General features: G+C 64.6%; 14 protein-coding genes. 6 read left to right on the top strand and 8 right to left on the bottom strand.

Features of this window, described 5'->3' with window-relative positions; all coding sequences use genetic code 11:
* Window positions 1-8 precede the first annotated feature (8 nt).
* The 5 genes from O1Y97_RS07450 to O1Y97_RS07430 form a co-directional block, all read right to left on the bottom strand.
* On the bottom strand, window positions 9-731 hold the full coding sequence (locus O1Y97_RS07450) for a heme-copper oxidase subunit III family protein (RefSeq protein ID WP_318763615.1): 723 nt from the start codon (window positions 729-731) through the stop codon (window positions 9-11).
* Window positions 732-742: 11 nt separating this feature from the next.
* Window positions 743-1,447: a cytochrome c oxidase subunit 3 gene (locus O1Y97_RS07445; RefSeq protein ID WP_183262530.1), complete on the bottom strand. Its 705-nt coding sequence runs from the start codon at window positions 1,445-1,447 to the stop codon at window positions 743-745.
* A complete protein-coding gene (gene ctaD, locus O1Y97_RS07440) occupies window positions 1,444-3,216 on the bottom strand; it encodes a cytochrome c oxidase subunit I (protein ID WP_318763614.1) in 1,773 nt (590 codons plus the stop codon). Before ctaD ends, O1Y97_RS07445 begins: the two co-directional genes overlap by 4 nt.
* Window positions 3,217-3,286: 70 nt before the next feature.
* Window positions 3,287-4,132 carry a cytochrome c oxidase subunit II gene (locus tag O1Y97_RS07435; RefSeq protein WP_183262532.1) on the bottom strand — a complete coding sequence of 282 codons (846 nt, stop codon included), beginning with the start codon at window positions 4,130-4,132 and terminating at the stop codon, window positions 3,287-3,289.
* 243 nt (window positions 4,133-4,375) lie between these two features.
* The gene (locus O1Y97_RS07430) at window positions 4,376-4,573 is read right to left on the bottom strand and encodes a heavy-metal-associated domain-containing protein (protein WP_318763613.1); all 198 of its coding nucleotides are present in this window, start codon (window positions 4,571-4,573) and stop codon (window positions 4,376-4,378) included.
* Window positions 4,574-4,835: 262 nt separating this feature from the next.
* Here O1Y97_RS07430 and O1Y97_RS07425 point away from each other — a divergent pair, with 262 nt between their 5' ends.
* From O1Y97_RS07425 to O1Y97_RS07415, 3 genes are all read left to right on the top strand, one after another.
* On the top strand, window positions 4,836-7,370 hold the full coding sequence (locus tag O1Y97_RS07425; protein WP_404801255.1) for a heavy metal translocating P-type ATPase: 2,535 nt from the start codon (window positions 4,836-4,838) through the stop codon (window positions 7,368-7,370).
* Window positions 7,371-7,443: 73 nt separating this feature from the next.
* Window positions 7,444-7,707 carry a glutaredoxin family protein gene (locus O1Y97_RS07420; RefSeq protein ID WP_183262533.1) on the top strand — a complete coding sequence of 88 codons (264 nt, stop codon included), beginning with the start codon at window positions 7,444-7,446 and terminating at the stop codon, window positions 7,705-7,707.
* Window positions 7,704-8,723, top strand: coding sequence for a 2Fe-2S iron-sulfur cluster-binding protein (locus tag O1Y97_RS07415; protein ID WP_404801254.1), 1,020 nt, complete (start codon window positions 7,704-7,706; stop codon window positions 8,721-8,723). The genes O1Y97_RS07420 and O1Y97_RS07415 overlap by 4 nt, the downstream gene beginning before the upstream one ends.
* A gap of 37 nt (window positions 8,724-8,760) precedes the next feature.
* On the opposite strand, the gene O1Y97_RS07410 is transcribed toward O1Y97_RS07415, so the two are convergent.
* Window positions 8,761-9,054 carry a hypothetical protein gene (locus tag O1Y97_RS07410; RefSeq protein WP_318763612.1) on the bottom strand — a complete coding sequence of 98 codons (294 nt, stop codon included), beginning with the start codon at window positions 9,052-9,054 and terminating at the stop codon, window positions 8,761-8,763.
* Window positions 9,055-9,278: 224 nt separating this feature from the next.
* Here O1Y97_RS07410 and O1Y97_RS07405 point away from each other — a divergent pair, with 224 nt between their 5' ends.
* The 3 genes from O1Y97_RS07405 (at window position 9,279) to O1Y97_RS07395 (ending at window position 11,778) form a co-directional block, all read left to right on the top strand.
* Window positions 9,279-10,808 carry a multicopper oxidase family protein gene (locus O1Y97_RS07405; protein ID WP_318763611.1) on the top strand — a complete coding sequence of 510 codons (1,530 nt, stop codon included), beginning with the start codon at window positions 9,279-9,281 and terminating at the stop codon, window positions 10,806-10,808.
* Between the two features lie 115 nt (window positions 10,809-10,923).
* Entirely contained in the window at window positions 10,924-11,319 is a 396-nt protein-coding gene (gene cueR, locus O1Y97_RS07400) for a Cu(I)-responsive transcriptional regulator (protein ID WP_108606716.1), read from the top strand.
* A gap of 21 nt (window positions 11,320-11,340) precedes the next feature.
* Window positions 11,341-11,778, top strand: a complete 438-nt coding sequence (locus tag O1Y97_RS07395; RefSeq protein ID WP_108606715.1) for a YqaA family protein — start codon at window positions 11,341-11,343, stop codon at window positions 11,776-11,778.
* A gap of 103 nt (window positions 11,779-11,881) precedes the next feature.
* Here the strand turns inward: O1Y97_RS07395 and O1Y97_RS07390 are convergent, their stop codons facing one another.
* The gene (locus tag O1Y97_RS07390; RefSeq protein WP_318763610.1) at window positions 11,882-12,958 is read right to left on the bottom strand and encodes an ABC transporter ATP-binding protein; all 1,077 of its coding nucleotides are present in this window, start codon (window positions 12,956-12,958) and stop codon (window positions 11,882-11,884) included.
* Window positions 12,958-15,240 carry an ABC transporter permease gene (locus O1Y97_RS07385; RefSeq protein WP_318763609.1) on the bottom strand — a complete coding sequence of 761 codons (2,283 nt, stop codon included), beginning with the start codon at window positions 15,238-15,240 and terminating at the stop codon, window positions 12,958-12,960. Before O1Y97_RS07385 ends, O1Y97_RS07390 begins: the two co-directional genes overlap by 1 nt.
* Between the last annotated feature and the right edge of the window lies 1 nt (window position 15,241).

Here is a 15,241-nt window from a genome sequence, read left to right as displayed (position 1 = left end):
CGCTCACCTCACCAGAGATAGAAGAACGCGAAGATGAACACCCACACCAGATCGACGAAGTGCCAGTAGAGCCCCATGATCTCGACGCTCTCATACTGGCCCCGCCGGCTGGTGAAGAACCCGCGCGCACCGGTTTCGTAGTCGCCGCGCCAGACCTTGCGCGCGACGATCAGCAGGAAGATCACCCCGATCGTCACATGGGTGCCGTGGAAGCCGGTGATCATGAAGAAGGTCGAGCCGAACTGCGCGGCCCCCCACGGGTTCTCCCACGGCCGCACGCCTTCGCTGATCAGCTTGGTCCACTCGAAGGCCTGCATGCCGACGAAGGTCGCGCCGAGGGCTGCGGTCAGCAGCATCAGGATCGCCGTCTTCTTGCGGTCGCGCCGGTAGCCGAAATTGACCGCCATCGCCATCGTGCCGGACGACGAGATCAACACGAAGGTCATGATCGCGATCAGGATCAGCGGGATGTCCTGGCCGAACAAATGCAGGGCAAAGACCTCGCTCGGATTTGGCCACGGCACGACAGTCGACATGCGCGCCGTCATGTAGGACAGGAGAAAACAGCCGAAGATGAAGGTGTCGCTGAGCAGGAAGATCCACATCATGGCCTTCCCCCAGGAGACGCCCTTGAACGCCCGCTGGTCCGACGACCAGTCGGCGACGAAGCCGCGCAGGCCCGGCGGCCGCGGCGCGGTGTGGTCGGCATGTCCCAGTGTGGTTTCGGCCATCCCCGTTCTCCTCAGCTCAGCAATCGGCGGCAGATGTCGATGAAGTCGGCCGCCCAGCCCATCAGCACGGCGAAGAGCACCAGCCAGACGATGAGCAGCACGTGCCAGTACATGGCGCACAGTTCCGTCGAGAGGACGAGATGTGCCGAGCTTTCGCCGCGCCATGCCCTGACATTGGTCCGGCCGAGCGCCACCAGGCCGCCGATGATGTGCAGCCCGTGCATCGCGGTGATCAGGTAGAAGAAGCTGACCGCCGGGTTCTCGGTCGCGAAATAGCCTTGTGCCGCCAGATCGCGCCAGGCCAGCAACTGACCGCCGAGAAAGACCGTCGAAGTCAGCGCACCGGCCAGCAGCGCGAGGCGGAGATTGTCGCGTTGCCCCTTGTGGGCAGCCACCACCGCGCATTGCAGCGCGACGCTCGCCAGCACCAGCATCGCGGTGTTGAGCCACAACAGCTGTGGCACGGGCGCTGCCTGCCAGTCGGCATAGACCATGCGCATGAAATAGGCGCTGATCATCAGCGCAAACAGCGCGCCCACCACCGCGAGAAACACGCCGAGCCCGATCTTCGCCGGATGCATGATCGGCGCTTCAGTCTCGGGAAAGGCGGTGACCGGCCCCACTTCGAGCCACGGCTTGGACATCAGCCGCTGGCGCGACAGCCACCAGCCCGCAATGGCCGTGATCAGCGCGAGGAAGACCAGGATGACGCTCATGCCGGCCCGCCTTGCGTCGCCGGGCGCGGGTCGTTCTGCGGAATGAAGTCTTCAGGCGCACCCGGCACGCTGTAGTCATAGGCCCAGCGGTAGACCACCGGCAGTTCCTTGCCGAAATTGCCATGCGGCGGCGGCGTGCCCGCCGTCTGCCATTCGAGCGACGTCGCCCGCCACGGATTGTCGCCGGCATCCTTGCCGTTGCGCAGGCTCCAGAACAGATTGAACAGGAACACCATCTGGGCGAAGCCGACGGTCAGCGCGGCGATGGTAATGAACTCGTTCAGCGTATGCACCGACGGCGGGATGAACGCCGTGTCCCCGAGTTCGGGATAGCGCCTGGGAACGCCGACCAGCCCGACATAGTGCATCGGGAAGAAGATCAGATAGGCGCCGATGAAGGTGACCCAGAAATGGAACCGGCCCATCGCCTCGTTGAGCATCCGGCCGGTGATCTTGGGATACCAGTGATAGATCGCGCCGAAGACGACCATGATCGGCGCCACGCCCATCACCATGTGGAAATGCGCCACCACGAACATCGTGTCAGACAGCGGCACGTCGACCACCACATTGCCGAGGAACAGGCCGGTCAACCCGCCATTGACGAAGGTGACGATGAAGGCGAGCGCAAACAGCATCGGCAAGGTGAGATGGATGTCGCCACGCCACAGCGTCAGCACCCAATTGTAGACCTTGATGGCGGTCGGCACCGCGATGATCAGCGTCGTCGTGGCGAAGAAGAAGCCGAAATAGGGGTGCATGCCCGACACGTACATGTGGTGCGCCCAGACGACGAAGCTGAGCGCGCCGATGCCGACGATCGCCCAGACCATCATGCGGTAGCCGAAGATGTTCTTGCGCGCATGCGTGCTGATCAGGTCGGAGACGATGCCGAAGGCCGGCAGCGCCACGATGTAGACCTCGGGGTGGCCGAAGAACCAGAACAGGTGCTGGAACATGATCGGGCTGCCGCCATTGTGCGGCGACTGCTCGCCCATCTCGACCATGGCCGGCATGAAGAAGCTCGAACCGATGATGCGGTCGAACAGCATCATGACGCAGGCGACGAACAGTGCCGGGAAGGCCAGCAGCGCCATGACCGTTGCCGTGAAGATGCCCCACACGGTCAGCGGCATCCGCATCAGCGTCATGCCGCGCGTGCGGGCCTGCAGCACGGTCACCACATAGTTGAGGCCGCCCATGGTGAAGCCGATGATGAACAGGATCAGCGACACCAGCATCAGGATGATGCCCCAGTCCTGCCCTCCAGGCGTGCCGGAAGTGATCGCCTGCGGCGGATAGAGCGTCCAGCCGGCCCCCGTCGGTCCGCCCGGCGCAAAGAAGCTCGACACCAGCACCAGCACCGCGACCAGGTAGATCCAGTAGCTCAGCATGTTGACATAGGGGAACACCATGTCGCGCGCGCCGACCATCAGCGGGATCAGGTAGTTGCCGAAGCCGCCGAGGAACAACGCGGTGAGCAGGTAGATCACCATGATCATGCCGTGCATGGTCATGAACTGGTAATAGGCCTCGGGCGTGATGAAGTCGAAGGTGCCGGGAAAGCCGAGCTGCAGCCGCATCAGCCATGACAGCACCAGCGCCACCAGGCCGATGGCCATCGCGGTGCCGGAATACTGGATGGCGATGACCTTGGCGTCCTGCGAGAAGACGTATTTCGTCCACCAGCTGTGCGGATGGTAGAGATCCATCTCGCCCACTTCCGCCGGTGGGATCAGGTCTGCTCCGTGCGGCGTGACATCGACCATGCGTGCACCTGTTGCTCTTGCCTCTGCCTTTCGCGGTGAGGCCGCCATCGAGCGGTCGCGCCGTGTCTCCTTATTCCACTGTCGCCGCAGCCTTCGCCCGGTCGACCAGCGCCCCCACCTTGGCAGGCCCGGTCAGCTGGGCGAATGTCGACTGCTGCTGCAGCCATGTCGTGTAGTCCTGCGCAGTGTCGACCATGACGATGCCGCGCATGAACCCATGTCCCGTGCCGCAGAGTTCGGCACAAAGCACTTCGAACGTTCCCGTCCGCGTCGGGGTCAGCCAGAAATAGGTGACCATGCCCGGCACCATGTCCATCTTGGCGCGGAACTCGGGCACGTAGAAATCATGCAGCACGTCGATCGAGCGCAGCAGCATCTTGACCGGCTTGTCGATCGGCAGGTGCAGGTCGGCTGCTTCGACCACGACATCGTCCTGGCCGTTCGGATCTTCGGGATTGATGCCTAGCGGGTTGTCGGAATTGATCAGTCGGGCGTTCGACGTGCCGAGCTTGCCGTCGGCTCCGGGCAGGCGGAAGCTCCACTGCCATTGCTGGGCGACGACCTCGACCTCGGTCGCATCCTTCGGCACGGTGACGAACTGCTTCCAGACATAAAGGCCGGGTGCCAGCATCGCCGCCACGCCGACCGCCGTTATCAGGGTCAGCCAGGATTCGAGTTTCCTGCTTTCAGGCTCGTAGGCCGCCTTCTGCCCTTCCTTGTGGCGGAAGCGATAAACGCAATAGGCCATGAACAGCACGACCGCCGAGAAGACGGCACCGGTGATCCAGAAAGTGACGACAAGGGTGCTGTCGATGTAGCCCCAGTTGGAGGCTATCGGCGTCCACCACCAAGGGCTCAGCACATGAAACAGCACCGAGCCAATGACAACAAGAACGAGTACGAGCGCTATGGCCATCCTCTGTCCTCCCGGCATCCCGGGGGACGCTGTCCCCGCAGGAAGGCCAGCCACATCATAGCTTGATTTGTCGTCGAAATACTAGGGGAGCAGGGCCGGCCAGGGCCGCGTCATTTTTACAGGCGCCTCGACTGCGTCGGAAACTCTTCCGCGGCGGCGTTATGTTGTTGCCGGCAGGACGAAATACAAAAAGGCGGTGCGGCGGGATTTCCCCACCCGCACCGCCTCTGATTTTCGACCCTGTCAGACTGCTTGCGCGGGATAGCCGGCAGCGTCGAGCGCCTGGGTAACCTTGGCGGCATCGGCCGACGTTTCGACGGAAACGGTCTGCGACTTCAGGTCGATGTCGATACGCGCGGCCGCGTCGACGCTTTGCACGGCCTTGGTCACCATGCCGGCGCAATGGCCGCAGGTCATGTCGGGAACATTCATCTTCAGCATTTCAAGTCCTCATTCGGGTCGGCATGACGCCGTAGCCGCAATCTGGTGTTTCCAGCCACTGTAAGGTCAACAATTTTTCAATCACGGATTTGTTACCACGACTTTTCCCTCGTCGGCAAAGCCCCTTCAATCCGAATTGGGGCGCATAGGTAAACGTTTTCAAAGCGTTAGCGCCTAGATGGAAAACATGTAGGAAAGCGCTTGACCTTACCAACACTGGAAGCCTTAGACCTCGGTTCGAAAATCGATGAAATAGAGGTCCATGACCATGAATGCTCCCTTGAACCCACCAGCGGCCAGCCCCGTCCGGCAAAGCTTCCCGATCGAAGGCATGACCTGCGCTTCCTGCGTGCGTCGCGTCGAAGTCGCCATATCAAAGGTGCCGGGGGTGACCGCGGCTGCCGTCAACCTTGCCACGGAAAGCGCTGACGTTGCCTTCGACCGCACGGCGGATTCCGCTGCCGTTATCGCCGCCATCAACAGTGCCGGCTATGCGGTTCCGGTCGAAAAGTCGGAGGTCGAGATCGAGGGCATGACCTGCGCCTCCTGCGTCCGTCGCGTAGAGCTGGCAATCGCCGCCGTACCGGGCGTGCTCAAGGCATCCGTCAATCTCGCCACCGAGCGCGCCACCGTTGAGACTTTCGCCGGTGCAGCCCCCCGTTCGGCGATCGACGCCGCCATCCGCAAGGCCGGCTACGAGCCGCGCCGCAGCGACAAGACCGGCGTCGAGGGCGACAGCCGCGAGGACGCCCGCAACCGGGAATTCTCTCATCTCAAGCGCGACTTCGCCATCGCTGCCGTGCTGACGCTGCCGATCTTCGTGCTCGAGATGGGCTCGCACCTGTTTCCGCCGATGCACCACTGGCTGCTGACGAATATCAGCCAGCAGAGCCTCTACATCGCATTTTTCGTGCTGGCGACCATCGTCCAGTTCGGCCCCGGCCTGCGCTTCTACAAGAAGGGCGTGCCGGCCTTGGTGCGGCTCGCGCCCGACATGAACTCGCTGGTCGTGCTCGGCTCGACCGCCGCCTGGGCCTATTCGGTGGTCGCCACCTTTGCGCCCGGCGCGCTGCCTGCTGGCACGGTCAATGTCTATTTCGAGGCCTCGGCGGTCATCATCACGCTAATCCTGCTTGGCCGCGTGCTCGAGGCCAAGGCCAAGGGCCGCACCAGCGAAGCGATCAAGCGGCTGATGGGCCTGCAGGCCAAGTCGGCGCGCGTCCAGCGCAACGGCGAGTTCGTCGACGTCGCCCTGGAAGAAGTCGCCGCCGGCGACGTCATCCAGGTGCGCCCGGGCGACAAGGTGCCGGTCGACGGCACGGTGCTTTCGGGCTCGTCCTTTGTCGATGAATCCATGATCTCCGGCGAACCTATCCCGGTCAGCAAGGGCGAAGGCGCCGAGGTCGTCGGTGGCACCATCAACAAGACCGGCAGCTTCACCTACCGGGCCACCAAGGTCGGCGCCGACACGCTGCTGGCCCAGATCATCCGCATGGTCGAAACGGCTCAGGGCTCCAAGCTGCCCATCCAGGCGCTGGTCGACAAGGTCACGTCCTGGTTCGTACCTGCCGTCATGGTCACCGCAGCACTGACCTTTGCCGTCTGGCTGTTCTTCGGTCCGGAGCCGGCCGTCAGCTTCGCGCTGGTCAATGCGGTCGCCGTGCTGATCATTGCTTGCCCGTGTGCCATGGGTCTCGCCACGCCGACCTCGATCATGGTCGGCACCGGACGCGCGGCAGAACTCGGCGTGCTGTTCCGCAACGGCGAGGCGCTGCAGTCGCTGAAGTCGACGCAGGTCGTCGCACTGGACAAGACCGGCACGCTGACGGCGGGCAAGCCCGTGATGACCGACCTCGAAGTTGCCAATGGCTTTGACCGTGCGAAGGTTCTGGCCCTGGTGGCCTCAGTCGAGGCCCAGTCCGAGCACCCGGTGGCTTCCGCCATCGTTGCTGCCGCCAAGGACGAAGGCCTTGTGCTGGGTGAGGCAGGTGCGTTCGAGGCCGTGCCCGGGTACGGCGTCAGCGCCAGCGTCGGAAAGCATCGCATCGCAGTCGGCGCCGACCGCTACATGGCCAAGCTCGGCATCAGCGTGCAGGAGTTCGCCGAGACCGCGATCAGCATGGGCTACAAGGCCAAGACCCCGCTCTATGCGGCTGTCGACGGCAAGCTCGCAGCTGTGATCGCCGTCTCCGACCCGATCAAGCCGACGACGCCGCAGGCCATCCGCGCTCTGCACGACCTGGGCCTGAAGGTCGCGATGATCACCGGCGACAACCGCCGCACGGCGGAAGCCATCGCCGCCCAGCTCGGCATCGACGAGGTCGTCGCCGAAGTGCTGCCCGACGGCAAGGTCGACGCCATCAAGCGCCTCAGGGCCGGCGGCCGTGCGGTGACCTTCGTCGGCGACGGCATCAATGACGCGCCCGCTTTGGCCGAGGCCGAGGTCGGCATCGCCATCGGCACCGGCACCGACGTCGCCATCGAAAGTGCGGACGTGGTGCTGATGTCCGGCGACCTGCTGGGCGTGACCAACGCGATCGCGCTTTCCAAGGCGACGATCAGCAACATCAGGCAGAACCTGTTCTGGGCCTTCGCCTACAACGCCGCCCTCATCCCGGTCGCGGCGGGCGTGCTCTACCCGATCAGCGGCACGCTGCTGTCGCCGATGCTGGCGGCAGGCGCGATGGCGATGTCGAGCGTCTTCGTGCTCGGCAATGCGATGCGGCTGAAGCGCTTCAAGGCTCCGGCCCGCGCGACGGCCACATCGGGCGCCCCGTCGCTGGTTCCCGCCGAGTAGCCAAACCTTGCGGCCTGCTTTCCCAGCAGGCCGCTCCTCCCCTCATCACCACGTCTGCTCATGCGAGGCCGCCATGCCCAACGCTCCCTGGATCGAGATCTTCACCACGCCCACCTGCCCCGACTGCCTGGCGCTGAAGCGCTGGCTGAATGCCCAGAAGCTCCCCTTCGTCGAGCGCGACCTGCGCGACCCCGCCATCGCCGACGAGGCCAAGCGCCGCACCGGCGTGCGCGTCGCTCCGATCACCATCATCGACGACAAGCACGTCTTCTTCGGCACTTTCCCAACCCAGCGCGCCGAGATCGAAGCGCTGCTGGACCTGACCCGAGCGGCATGACCATGACCTACCTGACCCTGCCCCAGCCCGGCCGACGTATCCCCGTTGGCGAAGCCCAGACGATCCTTCTGGCGGCACTCGAGGCCGGCGTTCCCTATCCGCATGGCTGCCGCTCCGGCCGCTGCGGCGCCTGTAAGTCGCGCCTGATCACCGGCGATGTCGAACTCGGCAAGCATTCGCCTTTCGCCCTTACGGAGGAGGATCGGGCCAATGGCCTGATTCTCGCCTGCCGGTCGGTGCCGACAGCTGACGTCACCGTCGAATGGCTGGACGAAGCCTTTGTCGCAAGGCCCGCCGTGACCCAGGACGCCGAAGTCGTCGCCATCGAGCGCATGACCCATGACATCCTTGCTCTCAACCTGCGGCTTTCCGATCGCGCGGCCTTCCGCTTCGCCGCCGGGCAATATCTGACACTCATCGTTCCCGGCGCGCCGCCCAGGCAATATTCAATGGCCAATCGCGCCAGCGAAGAGCTCATCGAACTGCACATCAGGGCTGTGCCAGGCGGCCGCACCAGCGGGCTGATCCATGCGTCACTCACAGCGGGCGACAAGGTGCGGATCGAGGGTCCGGCCGGCTCCGCCTACCTGCGCGAAGCCCACGCCGGCCCGATCGTAGCGCTTGCCGGCGGCAGCGGCCTCGCGCCGATCAAGTCGATCGTCGAGACGGCGCTGCATGGCGGCTTCGACGCGCCTATCCATCTCTATTTCGGCGCCCGCGCCGAGCGTGACCTCTATTTGATCGCGTATTTCCGGGCGCTGGCGCAGAGGTTCCCCAACCTGAATTTTGTACCGGTGCTTTCGCAGGATGCCTCGGATGGTCGCCGCAGCGGCTACGTTTCAGACGCGCTCGCGCAAGATCACCGCGACCTTGCCGGCGCCAAGGCCTATGTCGCCGGCCCTCCGGCCATGGTCGACTCAGCCATGGCCGTTCTAGGCGCAAGCGGGGTTTTGGCAGCCGACATTCACGCCGACGTCTTCTTCACGCCTGAGGAAAGCGACAACAACGCCGCTTGACCAAGGCGAGTCCAGTACCCATTGATAGGACATGCATTCAATGCGGCACATGACGAACCACCCCGGGCGCGCTGGCCAGCGCGGGCAGGCTGGCGCGCGTGCTGTCGTGATGGCGTACGGCAGGCCCAGGGCATCGAGCGCCCTGCGCCTGATGCTGCCGCTGCTGCTCCTCTTCTTCCTCGCACTCGGTCAGGCAGCCTCTGCCCACCCGGCCAGCAGCCAGCACCAGCCGCATGCCACCCAAACGATGTCGCATCACGCCAAGGCAGCCGACGGCGCCTGTTGCGGCGACAATTCGCAGGACGTCGATGGCAATGCCTGCCTTGCCCAATGTGTGGCATCGTGCAGCTATTGCGCGCCGCTGCCCCTGCCCACAGTCTTCCCCGACCTGGCAACCATCTCGCCGCCTCCCGCGACGACCGAACCCCTTTACGGGGCAATAGCCTCGCCTCACCCCCGGCCACCATCCGTCGCCTGAACTGACAGGCGCTGCAACGCGCCAGATCCGGCTCGCCCAAGAGCCGGAACTCTTTCAGTTTTTGGAGACTTTAGAAAATGAAAACCCTTTCACGCCGCAGGTTTCTGACGGCATCCGCCGCCACGCTTTCAGTTGCTGCGGTTCCCTCTCTCCTGCTTCCCGCCCGCCCGGCACGCGCCGACGGGCACAAGGTCATCGCGGCAGGCAAGCGCGTCATCGAGGTCAAGGGAAAGGCGGCCAACGTCTTCGGCCTCACCCAGGCCGATGGCAGCTCGGGCCTTGTCATGAATGCCGGCGAGAACTTCCGCGTCACGTTGAAGAACCTCATCGGTGAACCGACCGTCATCCACTGGCACGGTCTTACCCCGCCCTGGCAGCAGGACGGCGTCGCAGGCATCTCGCAGGAGCCTATCCCCGACGGCGGCAGTCACGACTACGACTTCCCCGTGGCCCGCGCCGGCACCTTCTGGATGCACTCGCATTTTGGGTTGCAGGAGCAGTTGATGCTTGCTGCTCCGCTGATCGTGCGCGATCCGGCCGAGGCAGGCCAGGACATGCAGGAGGTCGTGGTGCTGTTCCACGACTTCACCTTCCGCGATCCCCGGGAGATCCTGGCCGAACTACAGGCCGGTGGCCACGACATGGGCGCTATGGCGCCTGCACCCGCCCCGGCAACAGGCGGCCATGAAGGCCACAACATGCCGGGCATGGCGATGGATGGCGGACAAATGAGCGGCATGGACCATGGCTCGATGAACATGGGCGGCATGCAGATGGGCGGCCAGATGGATGGCATGTCTCACCTACAGGACGTGCAGTATGATGCCCTGCTCGCCAACGACCGTACCCTCGACGACCCCGAAGTGTTCCCCGTCGAGCCGGGCGGGCGCGTGCAGCTGCGCCTCATCAACGGTGCGGCCAGCACCAACATGTGGCTCGACCTCGGCAAGCTCACGGGCAGGCTGATCGCCGTCGACGGCATGCCGGTGGAACCGGTCGAAGGCTCGCGCTTCGAGTTCGCGGTGGCGCAGCGCCTCGACATCGTACTCGAGCTGCCGAAGGAAGCTTCGGCCTGGCCCGTTTTCGCCGTGCAGGAAGGTGGGCGCATGCGCACCGGCGTGGTGCTCGCCGCCAAGGGCGCGTCGGTTGGCAAGCTGACCGACATGGCGGACGAGGACTTCCCTGCCGTTGGCATAGAGCTCGAACAGAGGCTGCGGGCGGCAAAGCCACTAGCCGAAAAGGCGGCCACGCGCCAGCACACCATGATGCTGGGCGAAGGACCCAACTATGTCTGGACGCTCGACGGCGCCATGCATGGCCAGGACAAGCCGTTGGCGGTGAAGAGCGGCGACCGCTTCGAGCTGACCTTCATGAACCACACCACCATGTCGCACCCGATGCACCTGCACGGCCATCTCTTCCAGGTGGTCGCGGTCAACGGAAAACGCTTTGCCGGTGCGATGCGCGACACGGTTTTGGTGCCGGCCAACATGGGCATGGTGACCATCGCCTTTGACGCCGACAACGCCGGCACGTGGGCGCTGCACTGCCACCATCTCTACCACATGGCCGGTGGCATGATGACCTCGATGGCCTACGACGATTGATTTGAACAGCAGGCCGGCGCTACCCGCGCCGGCCTGCATCACGTTTTCGCCAGCCCCTTGAACTTCCAGTTACTGGAAGCCTTATATCATTCGAAGATCGCTCAAGGAGTGAAAGATGAACATTGGTACTGCTTCGGAAAAGTCGGGCCTGCCGGCCAAGACCATCCGCTACTACGAGGACATCGGCCTGCTGCGTCCCGATCGCGCCGGCAATGGCTATCGCGACTATTCGATGTCGGACGTGCACCGCCTGCGCTTCCTGCAGCGCTCGCGCAGCCTCGGCTTTTCGGTCGAGGAATGCCGACAGCTGCTGTCGCTCTATGGCGACAAGGAGCGCGAGAGCGCCGACGTCAAGGCCATCGCCGAGATCAAGCTGGTCGAGATCGACCGCAAGCTCGCCGAACTGACCGAGTTGCGCAACACGCTGCGCCACCTCGTCCACAACTGCCACGGCGATGACCGGCCCGATTGCCCGATCATCGACGGCCTTTCCGGCAGGGCGACCCAGTAAGCTGCCGGGCAGGACCGCAGCATGACCGGCCTCGCCGCCTATGGCGGCCTCTTCGTCGCGGCCTTCGCGGCCGCGACGCTGTTGCCGGCGCAGTCCGAGGCCGTGCTCGCCGGGCTGATCCTCAATGGCGGCCATTCGCTTGCCTTGCTGATTGCCGTCGCAACCATCGGCAATGTGCTGGGATCGCTGGTCAACTGGGTGCTCGGCCGACAGGTCGAGCGCTTCAAGGACCGCCGCTGGTTTCCGGCCAGCCCGGCAGCGCTTGCGCGCGCCGAAAGCTGGTATCGCCGCTACGGCCGCTGGTCGCTGCTGCTCTCCTGGGTGCCGATCATCGGCGACCCGCTGACGCTGATCGCCGGCACGCTGAAGGAGCCGCTGTGGAGCTTTCTTTCTCTCGTCAGCATCGCCAAGCTGACGCGCTACGTCGCCATCGCGGCGGCAGCGCAGAGCTTCGTTTAGGCACTTCGCCGCTTGGCCGAAACAACTTGGACCGGATCAGCAGTGGCCTTGCCGTGCCCTTAACACTGAAACGGTTTGGATAGCCCAATCAAGCCCGAGATCCCTACCCCCTGATCAGCACCGGTCCGCGCGCGGCAAAGCCGATGCCAACCTCCTGCCCAGGCACGAACGGCGCATCGACATCGGACGACACGGCGAACACCTCGCCGAACTCTGTGCCGACCATGAACTCCAGGTCGGAGCCGACATAGGTCACCTTGTCCAGCCGGCCGGGGATCGTGCGCGGGCTGCCTGCCGGCTTGATCTCGATGCGGCTCGGCCGCACGGCGAGCTTGGCAGGCCCCGGCGCCATGCCGCGCGCGTCAAGCTTGGTCTCCAACCCACCCAACCGCACGCTCGCCATGCCGTCCGCCACCGCTGAAATCTCGCAGTCGAAGATGTTGGCCTCGCCGATGAAGTCGGCGACGAAGGCATCCGCCGGCGCGTCGTAGAGTTCGCGCGGCGTGCCGTCCTGGGCGATGACGGCATCGTTCATGACGATGATGCGATCGGAGACGGCCAGCGCCTCCTCCTGGTCGTGGGTGACATAGACCACCGTCAGCCCGAGCTTGGTCTGGATGTCGCGGATCTCCTCGCGCACCCGGCGCCTCAGCTTGGCGTCGAGATTGGACAGCGGCTCGTCGAACAAGAGCACCTGCGGCTCGAGCACCAGCGCGCGCGCCACGGCCACGCGCTGCTGCTGGCCGCCGGACAGCTCGCTCGGCAAGCGGCTGCCGTAGCCGGAAAGCCCCACCAGTTCCAACCCGGCTCGGGCCCGGTCGCCGATCTCCTTCTTGGCGAAGCCGGAGAACTTCAGCCCGTATTCGACGTTCTCGTTGACCGTCATATGCGGAAACAGCGCATAGGACTGAAACACCATCGACACGTCGCGGTCCGTCGCCGGCAAATGGGTGACGTCAGCCCCGCCGATCAGGATCTGCCCCCGCGTCGCTATCTCCAGCCCGGCAATCATGCGCAGCGTCGTCGTCTTGCCGCAGCCGGAGGGGCCGAGCAAAGTGACCAGCTTGCCGGCCTCGACGAACAACGACACGTTGTTGACCGCCGGCACCGGGCTTTTGCCGTAGACCTTGGTGACCTCGCGGAACTCCACCGAAGCGGCGTTGCTCTTGATCTCAGCCATCAGCCGCCTCCAGAAAATGCCGGTTGGTTGCGCGCCGGCAGGCTGACGTTGGAGCGCCAGCCGCCGGACTGCGGATCCCCATGCTGCCCGCGCCGGCCGATGTTGCGCCGGCCCACTAGAAGCTGCATCAGCCCGACCACCACCAGCATGACGCCGATCAGCACGGCCGAGTAAGCAATGGCAATGCCGTATTCGTTGTTTTCGACGCGGCCGACGATGTAGCTTGTCGACATGTCGTAGCGGGCGCTGACCAGGAAGATGATGGCGCTGATTGCCGTCATCGCACGCACGAAGGAATAGACCAGTGCGGCAACGATCGCGGGCCTGAGCAAGGGCAGCACCACCTTGCGGAAGGTCTGCCATGAATTGGCACCCAGGGTCAGCGACGACTCGTCGAGGCTCTTGTCGATCTGCGACATCGACGCCACGCCCGCCCGCACGCCCACCGGCATGTTGCGGAAGATGAAGGACAGAACGAGGATGATGCCGGTGCCGGTCAGTTCGATCGGCGGCACGTTGAAGGCGATCACGTAGCTGACACCGATCACCGTGCCCGGAATGGCGAAGGACAGCATGGTGCCGAACTCGAAGGCGTTCTTGCCGGCAAAGTTCTGCCGCACCAGGAGATAGGCGGTGAGCAGGCCGATGGCCGCCGTCAGCGGCGACGAGATCAGCGCGATCTGCAGCGTCGTCCAGAACGAGCTCCAGGCCGAGCCCTTCCAGTGGATGCCGAACTCGTTCCAGCCCACCGCGAAGGCCTTCACATAATGGGCGAAGGTCAGGCTGTGATCGACGCCCCAGAGCTTGACGAAGCTGCCATAGAAGATCGTCGCATAGATGAAGATGGTGAACGCGACCCAGAAGCCGGCAGCGCCGTAGACGGCGCGCTTCAGGCCGGTGGGCAGCTCCGGGTGGACGCCGGCGTCGCCCTTGCCCGACATCGTCGTGTAGGACTTCTTGCCGAGCCAGAAACGTTGGGCATAAAAGGCGAGCAGCGTGAAGGCGAGCAGCACCAGCGCCAGGATCGCCGCCTGCGCCTCGTCGTTCTGCGCGCCGACGATGGCAAAGAAGATCTCCGTCGACAGCACGTCGAAATTGCCGCCCAGCACCAGCGGGTTGCCGAAATCGGCCATGCTCTCGATGAAGCCGAGCAGGAAGGCGTTGGCGAGGCCCGGCCGCATCAACGGCAGCGACACCGTCCAGAAGGTCTGCCAGCGGTTGGCGCGCAGCGTCTGCGCCGCCTCCTCCATCGACGGGCTGACGCCCTCGACCACCCCGATCAGCACCAAAAAGGCGATCGGCGTGAAGGCCAGAAGCTGGGCGATCAGCAGTCCGGGTAGGCCGTAGATCCAGCGCGTCGGCTGGATGCCGAACAGCTCCGAGAACGTCTGCGTCACCGCGCCCGACAGGCCGAACAGCAGGATGATGGCGAGGCCGATGACGAAAGGCGGCGTGATGATCGGCAGCACCGTCAGCGCCCTGAGCAGCTTGCCATAGCGGAAGCCCGTGCGCGTCACCATCAGTGCGAAGACGAGGCCCAGCACGGTCGTCAGCACGCCCACGAGCACGGCGAGGAACAGCGAATTCCAGGCGACTCCGCAACGGCTGCCGCCGGCAAGGCAGTCGAGGCTCCACAGCCGCGCGCTGAACAGCTTGCCGAGGAAGGTCGTCAACGAATAGGTGCCGTCCTCCGTAATCAGAGCATTTGCCAGCATCTGCAGGATCGGCATGAAGATGAACAGGCCGACCGACGCCACCACGAAGGCGATGGTCGAGACCACGAAGACGTCCCCGCCGACCGCGCCGCGCGCCGCGAGCCCGAGAGAGAACAGGAACAGGAAGGCCAGCCCCACCAGCAGCGCGCCGTAGCCCATGCCGAACTGGCGGTCGTCGAGATCGCCGAACAGGCTGTGCAGCCAGCCGAACTGCCAGCCGCGCAGGCCGATGGCAAAGCCCTGGAACAGCAGCCAGGCAAAGCCCGCCGCGCCTATCGCGACGAGCAGCCTGCCGAACAGCGGATCGGATTTCCTGCGGCCCCACAAAAGCAGCGGCGTAGCCAGCAGCAGGCCGAGCGGTGCCAGCCACAGCTTCTCCCCCTTGAGATTGAGGATCAGCGCGGGCGCAAACTCACTGTCGAGGGGATAGCCCTCGAACAGCCAAGACAAGCCGAAGAACCCGTCTTCGACGCCGTACCAGGGGAGCACGGCAAAGCCGAGCATTCCGACCGCCACCCAAAGGATGACGGTCGGGTGCAGGCCGCCGCTAAAGTCGCGGGAGCGCATC

Source organism: Aminobacter niigataensis (assembly GCF_946995915.1).
In the GTDB taxonomy this organism is placed as follows: domain Bacteria; phylum Pseudomonadota; class Alphaproteobacteria; order Rhizobiales; family Rhizobiaceae; genus Aminobacter; species Aminobacter niigataensis.
The sequence above is the reverse complement of the archived record's forward strand: the minus strand, read 5'-3'. Positions and strand labels throughout refer to the sequence as shown.

Bases quoted from the DNA above. Each gene is read 5' to 3' on its own strand.
- O1Y97_RS07415 (WP_404801254.1), top strand. From the start codon at position 7,704: ATGACCATGACCTACCTGACCCTGCCCCAGCCCGGCCGACGTATCCCC.
- O1Y97_RS07445 (WP_183262530.1), bottom strand. From the start codon at position 1,447: ATGAGCGTCATCCTGGTCTTCCTCGCGCTGATCACGGCCATTGCGGGC.
- cueR (WP_108606716.1), top strand. From the start codon at position 10,924: ATGAACATTGGTACTGCTTCGGAAAAGTCGGGCCTGCCGGCCAAGACC.
- O1Y97_RS07425 (WP_404801255.1), top strand. From the start codon at position 4,836: ATGACCATGAATGCTCCCTTGAACCCACCAGCGGCCAGCCCCGTCCGG.
- O1Y97_RS07385 (WP_318763609.1), bottom strand. From the start codon at position 15,240: ATGCGCTCCCGCGACTTTAGCGGCGGCCTGCACCCGACCGTCATCCTT.
- O1Y97_RS07390 (WP_318763610.1), bottom strand. From the start codon at position 12,958: ATGGCTGAGATCAAGAGCAACGCCGCTTCGGTGGAGTTCCGCGAGGTC.
- O1Y97_RS07395 (WP_108606715.1), top strand. From the start codon at position 11,341: ATGACCGGCCTCGCCGCCTATGGCGGCCTCTTCGTCGCGGCCTTCGCG.
- O1Y97_RS07405 (WP_318763611.1), top strand. From the start codon at position 9,279: ATGAAAACCCTTTCACGCCGCAGGTTTCTGACGGCATCCGCCGCCACG.
- O1Y97_RS07450 (WP_318763615.1), bottom strand. From the start codon at position 731: ATGGCCGAAACCACACTGGGACATGCCGACCACACCGCGCCGCGGCCG.
- O1Y97_RS07430 (WP_318763613.1), bottom strand. From the start codon at position 4,573: ATGCTGAAGATGAATGTTCCCGACATGACCTGCGGCCATTGCGCCGGC.
- O1Y97_RS07420 (WP_183262533.1), top strand. From the start codon at position 7,444: ATGCCCAACGCTCCCTGGATCGAGATCTTCACCACGCCCACCTGCCCC.
- O1Y97_RS07435 (WP_183262532.1), bottom strand. From the start codon at position 4,132: ATGGCCATAGCGCTCGTACTCGTTCTTGTTGTCATTGGCTCGGTGCTG.
- ctaD (WP_318763614.1), bottom strand. From the start codon at position 3,216: ATGGTCGATGTCACGCCGCACGGAGCAGACCTGATCCCACCGGCGGAA.